The following is a 16045-nucleotide window of genomic DNA, read 5'->3' on the forward strand; positions in this document are numbered from 1 at the left end:
TCTTTCAAGAGATGCACCACCCTTAATTCACTCTGGTGAAAAGAGGGTGGTGTCAGATTAAGTCGGAACTAATTCACATTATGACTGTTAATAAGCGATAATCGAAGCTTGTTACAATTATTCCAGCTTAACAGGACTAAATTGCAGAGCTGATATGGTTATCCCAGGCAATTTCTGGGTCATGATAGATGGTCTTGTTATCTTGCCAAAGGTTTCCTTGGCCGTCGGAGATTGTGAAACCACGATCATTAGGGGCAACGCCGCCTGCATCTACGTGTGATAATGTTTTTACAAGTTCGCGTGTTTCGCTGTTCCATATGGCCACTTTATTGCCTTTTGGGGCGGTGGTAGCTACGAGGCTGCCGTCAATATTTACGCTGACAGACCCAATATATTGTTTCATCCCAAGGTAGGTTTTCCCGCCAGATACTGGTTTGATTTCTTCACCAATTCGGTGTGTCGCGACAAGACTGACGCTATTGCTCGGATCGCCTTCGTATTGCCCGCCGATCCAAATATGATCTTTGGCAGCACTCATATGCCGTAAAGAGAGCTGATTGTACTCATAGGGTAATTTACTTTGTGCAATCAGCTTTCCATCGCGTCGATCTACATAGCTTATTTGTGGCTCCATAGAGGCAAGATTCAATTTCTGCCGGGGGTAATCCGGATGGGTAATAATGCCACCATTCGAAATCGCAATGGTAATCCCATCAGAAAGCAGGATAGCCTCGTGCGGGCCTATGCCGTAACTTTCATATTGACCGATGCGTGCAAAAGAATTCGTCGTATCGTATATGCCGATAATACCACGTTCATTTTCATAATCATTTTCCGTTGCATAGAGTAATTTTCCGTCAGGAGAAAAAAAACCATGCCCATAAAAGTGATGATCCAGAGGAGGAGAGAAAGCTAAATGGCGCTGGTTATTAAAGAGGTCCAAAACTAATGCAAAGCGCCCCGGACGTCTGGCAAATACAACGGCGAACTTTTTATTGGGTGCGATAGCTGTTGCATGTCCCCGGTCATCAAGATGCTCTTGGAAAATTAAATTACCAGAACGATCAATAACAGCGGCGGCGTATTGACCGTCTACTTTTCTCAGCGTTGAAACATAGGCCGCTTGCAACGAGGAAGCTTCGGCCTGTGCAAACGAAGCAAAAGGAAGTTGCCCTGTCGCCAGAATGCCGCTGGCGGCAATTCTGTTTAAGAATTCTCTCCGGGATAAAGACATTGTTAATCACCATCTAGAGAATTGAAGCCGAGACTTAGACCAAGTTTTTCTGGGATGAGGTCGTTAACAATGTAGTGTGCACCTTCTAACGGAATAAGGGTGAAGGACAAAGTTTCATGGGATTTTGTTTGTTTTACCTGCTTTTCCCAAGCGATGTTCTCTTTTTCAAGTTTCATTAAGAACGTGTTTGTTTGCCCTAGCTCGAAAGAAAGGGATTGCGTGTAACGTGAGGTGAGATTTCCAAGCCCCCCCTGTGTGAAGAGGGTCTCAACAGCTTTGAGATTGCTTTGATACGCGTGGAGGGTTTGGTTGGATCTCCAAAAAGGGGCACGCTTTGGTTTTGATTTCTCAGGGCTTTCCTTGATAGTGTTCAGTATCTTGAGATCCCTTGTGCTTTGAATCATTTCACTGCTGATACGCAAAAGATCCTGCATGACTTCTGTATCTGATCGGTATATTGGGTTCGAGGGGCCTGTATCAAGCATCATCGTCGTATAGCCGGAAGGGGACGCCCAATCGTCAATAATTTCTTGCCCTGTCGTCTGAATTGCTTTGGCGATGTTTACCCCATAATCACAACGGTAAGATCTGGGTTTGGCTGTCGCGAGTGCTTCTGCATTTTTTCCAAAGAGAACATATTCAAGTGCTAGCATTCCCTGAACAGCAACGCTTTTCTTTTGTAGAGTTTCTGTTGCAAGGGCTGTTTCGTCTTGGGTATCAATTAATTTCCGGACTTGGCGTAGTCCGATAGATTTGCGGTCGGGCCAAAAGAACAGCTTTTCTTGTCGGTTATTTTTTATGGCAGGGCCAATGCGATACATCTCGACGCCAGACCATGCGGCAACAAGAGGTCGAAAAGCTTGTTGAGCTTTCGTCAAGTTTTCCTTATTTGGCTGCTCACATAACTTGGTCAAATTGCTTTCCTGCGCCTTGGCGGCACGGGTTAAATTTTTATATCCCGGGAGGATCGCCTTCTCGATAGTCTGTTTGATGATTGGTTTGAAGTTTGTTTCTGGGGGTTGTCCCCATGCGTTTACGGCTGTCCCTATGATTACAATTCCGGCGAGCACAGGACTAACCAGTTTAGAGACACGACGTCTCGTATTCGGCTTGGATTTGAAAGAAAAAGTTATCATTACAGAGATTCCAGAAAAGTAATCAGGGATTTTCGTTCTTCAGGTGTCATTGCGACAACATTGTCTCGGGCTTGTGTCGCTTCACCACCATGCCAGATAATAGCTTCTAACAAGTTACGTGCCCGCCCATCATGTAGAAAGTAAGTGTGCCCATTCACTTTCTCGGTAAGCCCAATCCCCCATAATGGCGGTGTACGCCATTCACGCCCAGATGCATTGCCAACCGGGCGATTATCGGTCAACCCTTCGCCCATATCGTGAAGAAGAAGATCGCTGTAGGGCCATATCAACTGAAAGGCTAATTCTTTTTGTGCTGCATTTCTACGGGTAACAAATTTTGGTTTATGACAAGAAATACATCCATTGGTGTAGAAGAGCTCTTTGCCTTTTAGGACCTTTGGATCGTTGACGTTACGGCGTGCTGGAACAGCTAAATTTTTCGAATAAAAAACAACAAGGTCTAAAACTTTTTTCGGTGCCTCACCCTCGCCAAGATTATTCTGTGATCCGTGAGGTTGGGAAAGGCATGTTGGCTGATTACTTGTACAATCACCCCAATGTGCCGCCATATCTGGTGTTGATAAACCGATATCCCCTGCAAAGGCATGTACAGATTGGGTGTGAACGGTTCTGTTCGATGCTTTCCACCCGAAACGACCAATCTCTTTTTGTCCAGTTTCAGGGTTGAGAACCATGCTGGCTTTTCCCGATATGCCATCACCGTCGCTGTCTTCTGGATCTACGAGATCAAGAAGGTCCTGCTCGTGGATTTCTTCCAAAAGTCCCAAACCTATCATCGGTGAGGCGACCCGAGGCGACAGCATGACGTCAGGATCCATGTCTCCATAGGCGAGCTGGGTAACGCTGTAGCTTGGTTTGCGTAGCGAGACACTCTCGCCTCCGTTCAAGGCTATAACTTCCTCTTCATAGGAAATATGCATCTTACCTTCGGCTGGCAGGCCCGTGACAGCTTGGTCTTGCAATTGTCCGCCATAAGTTGGTTCTGGAATACGAAGTTGGATGCCTGTGTTGATTGCTTGTTTTTCTGCATCTGTTCTGGGCGGAACAGAGAGGCGTAAAAACATAGAGGTTGCCAAGTCGTCGTTGCTTTCGGGGGGGTGTCCTCGGCCGTCTTGTAAATGGCAGCGTTGGCAGGAACGGGCATTGAATAGAGGCCCTAACCCGTCAGAAGCCTTGGTCGATGACGGGGATGAAACCCAGATTTTTTTAAAGAGGCTGTTACCTAGTTTGAAGTCACGCTCTCCCTTGAAGGATAAATTTGCCGAAAAATGGGAGAAGGATTTTGATGTGACTGATTTTTTAGATGTCGGTGCCCCCGCAGATTTGTTTTCATAAGGCTCTGCTTTGGTGAAATCACTTGTTACTTGAGTAATTTTTTCGACACGCAAAAGGTCCTCTGGGGTAAGGTCATCACGGGGCAGTGGTGCCGCTGTTACGGTAGAAGCAAGCGACATTCCAAAGAGAAGAGCGCAATAAAAAGGCAGGCGTTTTCCAAATGACGTGGGCATTTTTTGTTTTAATCAATGTTGAGATAAATGAAATGGGCAGTTCTGAGTTCAGAACTGCCCACAAGCTAGCATAACTAAGTATTTTGAATAAATAGACACGTGGTCGCAGTGATCATGTGTCTAATATTATATCCGTTCTTAGTTGAAAACGGCATTTGGATTATCGAGACTATCTGAGCCTTCAACTTCAATAGCTGAAAGGCCAAGTGACACCACTGCACGTTCGATTGAACGGGTTTGATTGATCAAACCGTCGATTGCTTTTTGCACAACGGCATTACCAACAACATTGCCTTCACCAATCATCTGGTCATAAGCTTCGATGCTTTCTGCGCGTGCTTTCATTACAGCCATGGATGTTACTGTTGCATCCAGTTTCTCTGTAAGCTCGCTATCAATGGCAGCATCTTTGGCTTTTACAAGATCGGAAATGGAGGGACCGCTTACGACAGAGCCGTCTAAACGGCGATAGTGTCCTGTGTACACATTACGAATGCCGATCTGGTCAAAATAGTGTGAGTTATGCGTATTGTCAGAGAAGCAGTCGTGCTCTTCTTCTGGATCGTTCAACAACAGACCTAGTTTCATGCGCTCCCCAGCAAGCTCACCGTATGAAAGAGATCCCATTCCGGTCAGAATTGTGGTCAGACCTGCTGATGTATCTTTGAGAAGGTTTGTTCTGGCTTCACCTTTTTCTTCCCAGTTTGCTTTCATTTCTTCAAGATCAGCAATCAGAAGAGTTGAAGCAGATTGTAGGTATTGAGCGCGTCGGTCACAATTGCCACCGGTGCAATTTTTCACATCAAAATCAGTTGCCGGGCGGCTTCCTGCACCTGCACCGTTCCCGTTTAGATCCTGTCCCCAAAGAAGGAACTCGATCGCGTGGTAACCAGTGGCAACATTTGATTCAACTTCTTCTGCTTCGTGAAGCGTTGCGGAAATCAATTCAGGAGTAATTTTAGAAGCATCAACTTCTTTGCCGTTTACGGATAGTGTGGAATTGGCGATAACGTTCACTGTATAAAGTGCGTTTTCGTCTGATTCATCACCGTATGATGTATCGACATAATCGATAAGGCCTTCATCAAGCGGCCAAGCATTTACACGGCCTTCCCAATCATCAACGATGGCGTTACCAAAACGGTAAACTTCGGTTTGCTGATAAGGAGCACGGGCTGAAACCCAAGCAGCACGAGCTGCGTTCAGCGATGCCGAAGTCGGCGAGGTTATAAGTTGATTAATTGCACTGTCCAAAGCTTTTGCAGATATCAAAGAATCTTCGAATCCTGCCTGAGCAATGTTCGCGTAATTGTTCAAGACACTTTTCGCGTCAACAGTATCTGCAAATGCAGCACCTGTACCGAGAACAGTTAAAACTGTGACTGTGCTTGCTACGCGCGCAGCTTTCTTGAGAGCGTGACTCATTTTCATTCCAGTTTAGTTTGGCCAATTCATTTTTGGCTATTTCGGACTTTAATAGCCAGACGATAAAACGTGTTGCCTTTATAGATAGCAAAAGCAGATGAGTATTATTCGCAAGTAATTAGCACGTTTGAGAATGAGTTGCAATTTCGTATTTTCTTTTTTTGAGAGAAAATAACTCACTGAAATGGTCGGATATGAAGGGGAGATGCTTGTGTATATTGGCTTAGACAGGAAGATATTATTGTAATTTTAATTGGGCGATCTGATCAAATGCAAAAAAGCCAGTGAAAATCACTGGCTTTTCTTGGTTGGCATTGTGAGTGCTTGGCGTCGTCAAAGAAACTTAGTCGCCTTCGACTTTGCACTGTGATTGGATGTAATTCTGAATGCCAATACGTTTGATCAACTCAAACTGAGTTTCGAGATGATCCACATGCTCTTCTTCGTCAACCAGAATTTCGCGAAGCAATTCGCGGCTGCCATAATCTTGTACAGAGTCGCAATAGGCGATTCCTTCTTTATAAACCTCAACGGCTTCTAGTTCACCTGCGAGGTCACACTTAAGAATTTCTTCTACGTCTTCGCCGATTTTAAGTTTATTGAGGTTTTGAAGATTTGGGAAGCCATCAAGAAGTAAAATACGATCCATAAGCTTATCAGCATGTTGCATTTCTTCGATGGATTCTTTGTATTCGTGCTTGGCAAGGCCTTCAACGCCCCAGTCTTGTAGGAGTTTGTAGTGAAGGTAATACTGGTTAATTGCCGTCAACTCGTGCGTTAATGCAGTGTTTAGTAGTTCGATAACTTTTTTGTCGCCTTTCATGGGGTCCTCGCTTTTAATTCGTTCGGGGTGAAATTTATTATCTTATCACAGGTTGTAATCTACTTTAGAATCTTTCCAATAATGTAAATTGTTTATTGAAAGTTTCAAGTATTTTATCAAAAATAATTAAAAGTGATAATGATTATTAATCACCTTTGTTCTTTATTTTGAGTATATTTGTTTGTTTTCGATTTTTATGTGGTGCGATTTTATTTTTTTATTGGCGTCTTGTAGTAAATTTTCCATGATTTATGCTTAATATAAATTATAGCTTTATTTTATATTTAAATTTTTTTTCTTTTACTTTGTTAAAAGAAATCGCATGAGTTTTCATTGGGGTTTGATAAGACTGCTTTGAGTTTTATTAACGCTTTTTCTAGCTTGTGAGTCGTATCGGGTGCCATGATCGAGAGTCTGACGTTATGCTTTCCGGCTGTTGTATTGTTGGCGAAGCGACTGCCGTCAAGGATGTGGACTCCAGCTTCGGCAGCACGCCGTACGAGTTGCGGAACTTGGATGTCTTTGGGAAAACCTATCCATGCATGTGATTGACAAGCTTTTAAATCGGTTGCGTGGGGCGAAAGAAAACGCGTTGTGAGCTCATGGCGTTTTCTTGCTTCGGATCTTATTTGGCGCGTAAAGGAATTGAGATCGTCCCCGCGTCCTGCGATTTCTATTGCTGTGTTGATAAGGATAGGAGAGACCATCCAGGTTTGCGCTGTGATGCCCTGTGCCATAAGCATAGTGATATGGGGTGGGGCAACTGCAAAACCTATCCTCAACGAGGGGGAAATTCTTTTTGCCAAGCCGCTGAGGTAAACGGTTTGGTCGGGAAAAAGATGCGCGTAAGGGGGCGGGGCATCTGGGTATAGAAAGCCATAGATATCATCTTCTATAATGAGAACATCATATTTTTGCGCGATGAGGCCGATCTCTTTACGCCGAGAAAGAGGTGTTGTGATGCAGGTTGGGTTGTGACCTGTGGCTGTTGTTACGAGAATACGAATGCGACCTTTTTTGCATTGCTGCTCAAAAGAAATTGGACAGATGCCCCGTTCATCGGTCTCCACGGTTATGCTGGATAACCCCAATTGGGATATCGCAGCACCGACACCCGGATAGCTCAGGGGTTCAAGACATATTGTATCCCCAGGGGATGCCAGACGCCCAAGGGCCGTATATACACCGTTTTGGGCGCCATGATTTATAAGTATTCTATCTTCGGACACATCCTGTAATAAGGGGGGCAAAAAAGCACGTAATGCTAGTTTTTGCTGGGTATCACCAAAACCGTCTCGATAGGTCATAAGGTTATAGCTGGAGGCTTTTGTCGATGTACGTTGTAGCGCCCAGCGAATTATTTCTTCCCCCCAGTCGTTAGCAATCGCGTTCATTCCCAGATCAATGACCGGGCCAGCGGTTATGGTTTGTTCGCCTTTTCCTTGATGGGATTTAGGCAGAATAACATCTGCCCCGATGTTTGCTGCCTCTTGTACGAAAGTTCCTTGGCCAACCCTAGCATTTACCAATCCCTTGCGTTCTAGGGAACTGTATACACGTGACATCGTACCAAGGCTGCACTTGGCTTCCCACGCGGCAGTTCGCAACGGGGGTAATTTCTCACCTGGTTTCAGAATGCCATCCCGGATGGCACCTTTGAACAGCTGTTCCAGATGGGCGTACTTCTGCCCGGTGTTGGATTGGTTTTCTGCGATGAGCGTTAAAATTGTCATAGGAACAATATAATAATTGTTCAATGAACATTTCAATATAAATATTTGAATTATGAAAAATGAGACTAGACATCTTGTCTGGGGTTAGAGGAAGGGGCATTTGCGATGCCGGTTGAAAATATTATACCTGCTTTGATTTTTGCAGCGGTCATGTCTGGCACACCGGGGCCAGCAAACATGATATTGATGGCGACAGGTGCAAAGCTAGGTTTCCGTGGCGCTTTTCCTTTTACGATGGGGGTGCAGAGTGGCTTCTTCTTGGTTCTTGCTGTTGCAGCTTTTGGGGTGACAACCCTTATGAAGGGGGTGCCCGGACTGGCACCAGTTATAACCGTGGTTAGTAGTGGTTATTTACTGTATCTGGCTTGGAAAATAGCGCGTTCTGACCCGGGAAGCCTATCTGGAGAACGCAGTGTAGATGCTGTTGGGTATTTAAACGGTTTGATTGTGCACCCTATGAATCCTAAGGCTTGGTTGATGGCAACAACGGTGTTTACGCAGTTTACAAATCAATCCAGCCCAGCTTGGGAGCAGTGGGCGGTGATGTGTGTTGTTTTTATAATTGGTGGCTTCCCGACAAACTGTATGTGGTCCTGGGGTGGTGCTAAAATAATATCTGCGATCCAGAGTCGGCAAAAGCGCTTGCTTGTAAATGGTGTACTAGCTGTTTTGACCGTTGCTATTGTGGCCTATATGGGAATTAGCCAAGTCATGACCTGATACTCCCATAACCTGATACAAGTGGTAATCAGATAAAAGATATCATCTTTTGAGCAAAAAAAGACGAGAGGGGCATTGCCTCTCTCGCTCAGTAAGGTCGATAGAGCTTCACTGATTACAAAGTTGGCGGTAATCAGCTTGCCTATATCTCTAAAGTCTTTTTCGATCCGGGCGAAAACACAAAACGCCTGAACAAACCTCAGAGATTAAATCTCTGCCTTAGTCTGCGCTCCATATATTCCATTAAGGAATGAAAGGCATCGCAGGGCAGAAGCACGATGGCTCATGCACAAAAGCCATAACCAACAAAATCAAGCACAGGGACTGACTTGTTCGTGAAAACTAAAATAGAATTCACAGCGAGATCTGGCAATAAAACGTTGTGTTGTTTTGAAAATTTTGTAAAATTATTTAGGAGAATTATCTAAATTTGTGAAAGCTGTAAATGTTATGGCAAGACAAGTCTTTGTAGGGCGAAAAATTCGCCATTTAAGAAGCCAGATTGGCCTTACGCAAATTGCTATGGCAAAGAAAATTGACATTTCAGCCGCCTATTTAAATCTTGTTGAACACAATCAACGCCCTTTATCACGGAAGCTACAAAAAAAACTGGAAGTGGCTTTTAATGTTAAGGAAGGTGAGCTCACCGGGGGAGAGGAAGCAAGATTACTTTCCGCGATGAATGAGCTTTTTGCGGATCCTCTGTTTGAACGGTCCAGGCTTGATAGCACAGTACTTGGTGATTTTGTCGCCATGCACCCTGAAATTAGTCGTGCCCTTTTAAAGCTTTACCGTGCGTTTCGAAATGCACGCGAAGATACCCTCAAAGCACGGGAGTCAATTTCCGCTGATCCCTATTTCACTGAAACAAGCCATCAACTTTTAACGCAGCTAACATCTATTCGGTCGTTTGCCGAGATTTTGCAGGACAATGATGATCTTTCAGAGCATCAGCGCGAACGCTTTACCAATGTTTTGGTCGATGAAAGTCAGAAATTGACCTCAATGGTTGGAGAGCTGTTTGATTTTATTAATGGTGAATCCAAAAAAGGGACTTTGTTGAGCGAGACGCCTACTGATGAAGTGGTGGATATGCTTTCGGCCAACGATCACTACTTTCCTGTTCTTGAAGCCGCAGCCGAAGAGCTCAGAGACAGATTGGGAGAGCCTAAACCCTATGGACTGTTTGATGCCTTGGCAAATTATCTAGATCAGCAACTCGGCATAAAGGTCGAGATTGTTCCTGTATCTTCACAGGGTACTCTGCAGCGTGGTATGTGGGAATTGGAAGGTGAAGACGGTGGAACGCTCAGGCTTATGGAAACACTGGCGACTAGCTCTTTAAACTTCAGGATGGCACGGATAATAGCGGAAGTTGCTTATGCGGATGTGCTGGAAAAGGTTCTTGCTGATGTGCCTCTTGGAAGTGATGAAGCTCAAAACTTATGTTTGAAGGCTCTGGGAAGTTATTTTGCCGGCGCTGTGATGATGCCCTACAGCGTATTTCGGATCGCAGCTTATGATCTTCGTCATGATATTGACCTGCTCCGTCGGCGTTTTCGGGCTGGTTTTGAGCAGGTCTGCCATCGACTGACAACCTTGCAGAAGCCTGAAGAAGAAGGTGTTCCTTTTCACTTTATTCGTGTTGATCTTGCTGGGCAGATATCAAAACGTTTTAGTGCGTCAGGTTTGCGTATTCCGCGCTATGGTGTTTTGTCTCCAGATTGGGGTGTTCAGGATGCATTTCTAAAACCCGGGCGTATTAACCTTCATTCTTTACGCGATGAAGATCAAAGTATCTACTTTTCGATTTCAAAGACAGTGACGAAGCCTGGGGTTATGGTGGGCCAGGCGGGGAATACCTATGCCATTAGTCTGGGGTGTGAGGCGTCATTTGCCCGTCATGTGGTTTATGCTGACGGCGTTGATTTTTCCCATCCGGATAGTGTTTTAATGGGGAACTAAATCCTACAACAAGGGTGACTGAAAAACACAGCTTGGCAAAACACCCGGCCAGACTGTAATGTAGGACCTACAGGGAATAAAAAAGAGAAAACCGGATAACGCGGAGAAAGGCAGAAAATGCCTCAAACGGTTCTCGTGGTCGAGGACGAGCCTCATATTGTCGACTCATTAAGCTTTTTGATGAAGAAAGCTGGCTTTGAAGTCTTTATTGCGCGTGATGGCGATGCAGCATTGCGGATGGTGAAAAGCCGTCCACCAGATCTGATGCTGCTTGATATCATGTTGCCAAGAAAAGACGGTTTTGAAGTCTTGAAATCTGTGCGTTCAAATGATTCGTGGAAAGAAATACGTGTTATTCTGCTTACGGCAAAGGGACGCGATGTTGATCGATTGAAGGGGATGGAACTCGGTGCTGATGACTTTGTGACAAAGCCTTTTTCAACAAAGGATGTTGTTCAACTGGTCAAGCAGCATTTGGGTGTTGAAGATAAATTGGCGTAGATCTTATAGAATCAAACGCTGATTTTGTGATACGAGTTCGCATTCCCCAGAAGGAGTATGAGTGAGCCGTCCAGGTGATAAAGGCGATCGTAGTATTGCGTTTTTTTTATTGGCATTACTGCTTTTTAGCCCCCTTTTTCTATCCATTTTCAGTAGTGAAAAGCTAATATGGGGCTTTCCGCCTTTGTTTTTGTATCTTTTTACAGTATGGGGTGGAATTATTCTTGCCGTTGCGTGGTCTGCATCAAAAGACGCTGATGATGCGACGGGTGCTGTTGATCCCTATTCTTCTCCGGTAATTGATACGCTGGGGGCGGAGACTAGAAGTCTGCCGGATAAAGAACTGGAAAAGCAGCAAGGGAAGGACCCGTTGTCAAAGGATCATGACCATGTTGGTTGACTGGATCATTATCCTTTCTTCTATTGCTTACCTGCTTGTTCTTTTTGCGATTGCCTATGTGGCAGATAAACGTGCTGAAAGAGGGGTGGGCATAACGTCTGATCCCTATGTTTATGCGCTTTCTCTTGGAGTGTATTGTACATCTTGGACGTTCTATGGGTCTGTTGGCCTTGCTGCATCCAGTGGATTGAATTTTTTACCAATTTATCTAGGGCCGACACTTGTTTTTGTGCTTTGGTGGTTGGTTGTTAAAAAGATCATCAGAATTACGAAAGCGCACAGAATAACCTCAATTGCTGATTTTATATCATCACGTTACGGTAAAAGTACGCCTTTGAGTGCATTGGTTACTATTATCGCGGTTGTGGGCATTGTCCCCTATATATCTCTTCAGCTCAAAGCTGTGGCAATTAGCTTTAATGTTTTAAAGCAATACCCCGAAGTCGTCGCGCCGCTTAATTCGCCACCGACTGCCACTGTTGCTGATACTGCATTCTGGGTTGCATTGGTTCTGGCAATTTTTGCGATTTTATTTGGTACTAGGAATATTGATAATAGCGAACATCACGATGGTGTTGTGGTCGCTATTGCCTTTGAATCGGTTGTAAAGCTTCTGGCTTTTCTTGCGGTAGGTATTTTTGTGACCTTTGGGCTTTATGATGGGTTTGGCGACTTATTTAAGCAGGCATCCCAGGTCCCGGAACTTGTTCAATTAATGACATTTGAAAAAGAGGGAGCCTATGTTACTTGGGTAACATTAACAACATTGTCGATGGTTGCCGCAGTTTGTTTGCCCAGACAGTTTCAGGTTATTGCTGTCGAAAATGTTAATGAACCCGGGCTTAGGAAAGGTGTCTGGCTTTTCCCGCTCTATCTGTTGGCAATTAATGTGTTTGTATTGCCGATTGCTTTGGGGGGGATGCTTCAGTTTCCCAAGGGGGGGATGAATGCGGATACTTTTATTCTCACGCTTCCTATGGCTCATGGGCAGGAGATGTTGGCTCTTTTGGTCTTTTTGGGCGGGTTGTCCGCAGCGACATCGATGGTCATTGTTGCAACGATAGCTTTAAGTACGATGGTGTGTAACGATTTGGTAATGCCGATACTTTTACGCTGGAATTGGCTGGGACTAAAGCAGAAGAGTGATTTTACTGGGGTTCTGCTTTTTGTCCGACGTAGCAGTATTATCCTGATTCTTTTGTTCGGATATGCCTATTTCCGCTTTTTGGGTGAAAGCGATGCGTTGGTTACCATTGGCCTGATTTCATTCGCTGCGGTCTTCCAATTCGCACCGGCTATGATCGGGGGAATGTTCTGGAAAGGTGGTAATCGCAAAGGGGCTTTGGTTGGGCTTTCTTGCGGAATTATTGTGTGGGCTTATACGCTTCTTTTGCCTTCGTTTGCCAAGTCAGGTGTGTTGCCAATTACTTTCATTGCGGCTGGCCCTTGGGGGATCGAGTTACTCAGACCCTATGAACTGTTTGGTTTGCAAGGGATTGACCACTTAACTCATTCTCTTTTCTGGACAACGGTTTTTAATGTGGGGGGGTATGTCTTTGTCTCACTCTATACGCGGCATTCTGCTATTGAGAGGGTACAAGGAGCCTTGTTTGTTGATGTTTACCGCTACGCTGATCAGGGGCCACGGTCTCAATTATGGCAAGGGTCTGCATCAGTTGAAGACTTGTTTAATCTTCTGGTCCGTTTTTTGGGGCGCGCAAGGGCAGACAGAGCCTTTAGCGGATATTTCAGGGATAGAGGACTGGAACGCAGACGTGTCATTGCGGCGGATGCGGATCTCGTTCATCTGACGGAGCGATTACTTTCTGGTGCTATTGGTGCGGCTTCGGCCCGTGTGATGATATCTTCTGTTGTGAAGGGAGAAGTTGTTCGGCTCGAAGAGGTGATGACGATTTTAGATGAAACATCGCAAGTCATTGAGTACAGCCAAAATCTGGAGCAAAAATCGAAGGAGTTGGAGAGCACCACATCTCAGTTGCGTGCGGCAAATGAGCGACTTCAGGAGCTTGATCGTCTGAAAGATGAATTTCTGTCTACTGTTAGTCATGAATTGAGAACACCCCTTACCTCTATTCGCTCATTTAGTGAAATTCTGAGTGACCATCCTGATTTGGAAGACGAAGAAAAAAGCAGGTTCCTGGGAATTATTGTAAAGGAAAGCGTTCGCCTAACCCGTCTTATTAATCAGGTGCTTGATCTGGCGAAAATTGAAGCTGGGCAAATGGAATGGATTCTGGAAGATTTAGACATTCCACAGGTTGTTGAAAACGCTATGGATACAATGTCTGCAACATTAAGCGAAAAAGATATTGCGCTTGATGTTGATTTTGAGCCAAGTTTGCCCGAAATCAGGGGGGATAGAGATCGACTGATGCAGGTCTTTGTGAACCTACTTTCCAATGCGGTGAAATTTTGTGACGAAGATCAAGGGTGGGTCAAGGTATCGGTTTTTTTACAGGGGCAAGAAATAGCAGTCACAGTGTCAGATAATGGCCGAGGCGTTTCGTGGCAAGCTCGGGAGTATATTTTTGAGAAATTCCATCAATCCCGGGAAGGTCTTGCAGATAAACCTCATGGAACTGGATTGGGCTTGAGCATTTCTCGTCAGATTGTTGAATATTTCGGGGGACGTCTGGAGCTGGTTCAAACGGGGAGTAAGGGATCTATTTTTGGGGTCTTTTTACCTTTGCCAGCAGCACGGGTAATCGCTAAGGCTGGGCAATAGAACGATAGTTCGTTACAGATTAATCTTTGGGTTGGTGATGATTGCGTCAAGCTGTTCAATAGGGTAAAACCGCATCAACGCAGGCTTACTGCAAAATTACACATACCATTAATTGGAGCGCCGAATGGCATCATATCAGTACATCTATCAAATGGATGGGGTTTCTAAAACCTTTCCTGGTGGAAAACAGGTTCTAAAGAACATTCATTTGAACTTTCTTCCTGGCGCAAAAATCGGCGTTTTGGGGCTGAATGGTTCAGGTAAGTCGACCCTGATGAAAGTCATGGCGGGTCTGGATAACGAAATCAACGGCGAGGCACGTGCTGCCGATGGTGTGAAAGTTGGTTACCTGCCTCAGGAACCGCAGCTTGATCCTGAAAAGGATGTTGCGGGAAATGTTTTCGAAGGCGTAGCAGAAACAAAAGCGCTGTTGGAAAATTTCGAAGCATTGAGTGCCAAGTTTGCCGAAGTTGATCCGGATGAAATGGATGATTTGATCGCGCAACAAGGCGAGCTACAGGAAAAGATTGATGCCTTGGATGCCTGGGACCTTGATCGTCAGGTTGAAATTGCTATGGATGCCCTGCGCTGCCCACCCGGTGATGCCGATGTGACAAAGCTGTCAGGTGGTGAGCGCCGCCGCGTTGCTTTGTGCCAGTTGCTTCTATCCACACCTGATATGCTACTTCTCGATGAGCCGACCAACCACCTTGATGCTGAATCAGTATCATGGCTAGAGCGCTTCTTGGAAGATTATAAAGGGACTGTTGTGTGTGTGACGCACGATAGATACTTCTTGGATAATGTTGCGGGCTGGATTTTGGAACTCGACCGCGGAGAAGGTATTCCCTACGAAGGAAACTATTCAAGCTGGCTGGAGCAAAAGCAGAAGCGTCTTTCTATTGAAGAGAAGCAGGAAAGCGCGAAGCAGAAATTCCTTAAAGACGAATTGCAATGGGTACGTCAGGGGGCGAAAGCGCGTCAGACAAAATCTAAAGCACGTCTACAGGCTTATGAAACATTGGTACAAGAAGAAAGCTCTCGTGCGCCGGACCCGGGCCGTATTGTTATCCCGCCCGCTCCACGTTTGGGAGATCTTGTTATTGAAGCGAATAACCTTTCAAAAGCTTTTGGCGATAAGCTTCTGATCGAAGATCTGAACTTCAAAATTCCGAAAGGTGCCATTGTTGGTATTATCGGTCCTAACGGGGCTGGTAAAACGACATTGTTCAGAATGATCACTGGTCAAGAAGAGCCAAGCGAAGGTTCTATGAGTGTTGGTGAGACTGTCGAAATCGGATACGTAGATCAAAGCCGTGATGCGCTTTCTGCTGAAAAGAATGTTTGGGAAGAAATTTCGGACGGGCTTGATGTCATTGAGATTGGTAAGCACACCTATCAGTCCCGTTCTTATGTGGGCGCGTTTAACTTCAAAGGTGGTGACCAGCAAAAGAAAGTTGGTCAGCTTTCTGGTGGTGAGCGAAATCGTGTGCATCTTGCAAAGATGTTACGTAAAAGCGCGAACGTTATTCTTCTCGATGAGCCGACGAATGATCTGGACGTGGATACACTGCGTTCCCTCGAAGAATCAATTCTTGATTATAGTGGTTGTGTTTTGGTGACATCGCATGATCGCTGGTTCCTTGATCGTATCGCAACCCACATACTTGCTTTTGAGGGCGACAGTCAGGTCGTATGGTTCGAAGGAAACTACGAAGATTATGAAGCTGATCGCAAGCGCCGCTTGGGTGCAGAGGCTGATCAACCACATCGTATCAAATACAAACCTTTGAAGCGGTAGTATTATTTTCTCGTTCTTTAAGGGCGAATGAT

General features: G+C 45.1%; 12 protein-coding genes. 6 read left to right on the plus strand and 6 right to left on the minus strand.

What is annotated here, in order from left to right:
• Positions 1–136: 136 nt before the first annotated feature.
• The 6 genes from ACN0QW_RS15155 to ACN0QW_RS15180 form a co-directional block, all read right to left on the minus strand.
• Entirely contained in the window at positions 137–1234 is a 1098-nt protein-coding gene (locus ACN0QW_RS15155) for a DUF1513 domain-containing protein (RefSeq protein ID WP_417432474.1), read from the minus strand.
• Between the two features lie 2 nt (positions 1235–1236).
• Entirely contained in the window at positions 1237–2370 is a 1134-nt protein-coding gene (locus tag ACN0QW_RS15160; protein WP_417432476.1) for an imelysin family protein, read from the minus strand.
• On the minus strand, positions 2370–3899 hold the full coding sequence (locus tag ACN0QW_RS15165; RefSeq protein ID WP_299376055.1) for a di-heme oxidoredictase family protein: 1530 nt from the start codon (positions 3897–3899) through the stop codon (positions 2370–2372). Before ACN0QW_RS15165 ends, ACN0QW_RS15160 begins: the two co-directional genes overlap by 1 nt.
• Positions 3900–4037: 138 nt before the next feature.
• Entirely contained in the window at positions 4038–5324 is a 1287-nt protein-coding gene (locus tag ACN0QW_RS15170) for an imelysin family protein (RefSeq protein ID WP_417432478.1), read from the minus strand.
• A 343-nt stretch (positions 5325–5667) separates the two neighbouring features.
• Entirely contained in the window at positions 5668–6147 is a 480-nt protein-coding gene (gene bfr, locus ACN0QW_RS15175) for a bacterioferritin (protein ID WP_417432480.1), read from the minus strand.
• 308 nt (positions 6148–6455) lie between these two features.
• The gene (locus ACN0QW_RS15180) at positions 6456–7880 is read right to left on the minus strand and encodes a PLP-dependent aminotransferase family protein (protein ID WP_417432482.1); all 1425 of its coding nucleotides are present in this window, start codon (positions 7878–7880) and stop codon (positions 6456–6458) included.
• Positions 7881–7985: 105 nt separating this feature from the next.
• Between ACN0QW_RS15180 and ACN0QW_RS15185 the strand changes: the two genes are divergently transcribed.
• The 6 genes from ACN0QW_RS15185 (at position 7986) to ettA (ending at position 16013) form a co-directional block, all read left to right on the plus strand.
• Positions 7986–8600, plus strand: a complete 615-nt coding sequence (locus ACN0QW_RS15185) for a LysE family translocator (protein ID WP_417432484.1) — start codon at positions 7986–7988, stop codon at positions 8598–8600.
• Positions 8601–9032: 432 nt separating this feature from the next.
• The gene (locus ACN0QW_RS15190; protein ID WP_417432486.1) at positions 9033–10565 is read left to right on the plus strand and encodes a helix-turn-helix domain-containing protein; all 1533 of its coding nucleotides are present in this window, start codon (positions 9033–9035) and stop codon (positions 10563–10565) included.
• Between the two features lie 117 nt (positions 10566–10682).
• Positions 10683–11066 carry a response regulator gene (locus ACN0QW_RS15195; protein WP_417432488.1) on the plus strand — a complete coding sequence of 128 codons (384 nt, stop codon included), beginning with the start codon at positions 10683–10685 and terminating at the stop codon, positions 11064–11066.
• A 61-nt stretch (positions 11067–11127) separates the two neighbouring features.
• The gene (locus ACN0QW_RS15200) at positions 11128–11466 is read left to right on the plus strand and encodes a hypothetical protein (protein WP_417432490.1); all 339 of its coding nucleotides are present in this window, start codon (positions 11128–11130) and stop codon (positions 11464–11466) included.
• On the plus strand, positions 11456–14212 hold the full coding sequence (locus ACN0QW_RS15205; protein WP_417432492.1) for an ATP-binding protein: 2757 nt from the start codon (positions 11456–11458) through the stop codon (positions 14210–14212). Before ACN0QW_RS15200 ends, ACN0QW_RS15205 begins: the two co-directional genes overlap by 11 nt.
• Before the next feature lie 124 nt (positions 14213–14336).
• Entirely contained in the window at positions 14337–16013 is a 1677-nt protein-coding gene (ettA, locus tag ACN0QW_RS15210) for an energy-dependent translational throttle protein EttA (protein WP_417432494.1), read from the plus strand.
• The last annotated feature ends 32 nt before the right edge of the window (positions 16014–16045 follow it).

Origin of the sequence: Kiloniella sp., from assembly GCF_048259265.1 — a bacterium.
Classification (GTDB): Bacteria; Pseudomonadota; Alphaproteobacteria; order Kiloniellales; family Kiloniellaceae; genus Kiloniella.

Coding starts and splice junctions, on each gene's coding strand:
- ACN0QW_RS15155 (WP_417432474.1), bottom strand. CDS start 1,234: ATGTCTTTATCCCGGAGAGAATTCTTAAACAGAATTGCCGCCAGCGGC.
- ACN0QW_RS15160 (WP_417432476.1), bottom strand. CDS start 2,370: ATGATAACTTTTTCTTTCAAATCCAAGCCGAATACGAGACGTCGTGTC.
- ACN0QW_RS15165 (WP_299376055.1), bottom strand. CDS start 3,899: ATGCCCACGTCATTTGGAAAACGCCTGCCTTTTTATTGCGCTCTTCTC.
- ACN0QW_RS15170 (WP_417432478.1), bottom strand. CDS start 5,324: ATGAGTCACGCTCTCAAGAAAGCTGCGCGCGTAGCAAGCACAGTCACA.
- bfr (WP_417432480.1), bottom strand. CDS start 6,147: ATGAAAGGCGACAAAAAAGTTATCGAACTACTAAACACTGCATTAACG.
- ACN0QW_RS15180 (WP_417432482.1), bottom strand. CDS start 7,880: ATGACAATTTTAACGCTCATCGCAGAAAACCAATCCAACACCGGGCAG.
- ACN0QW_RS15185 (WP_417432484.1), top strand. CDS start 7,986: ATGCCGGTTGAAAATATTATACCTGCTTTGATTTTTGCAGCGGTCATG.
- ACN0QW_RS15195 (WP_417432488.1), top strand. CDS start 10,683: ATGCCTCAAACGGTTCTCGTGGTCGAGGACGAGCCTCATATTGTCGAC.
- ACN0QW_RS15205 (WP_417432492.1), top strand. CDS start 11,456: ATGTTGGTTGACTGGATCATTATCCTTTCTTCTATTGCTTACCTGCTT.
- ettA (WP_417432494.1), top strand. CDS start 14,337: ATGGCATCATATCAGTACATCTATCAAATGGATGGGGTTTCTAAAACC.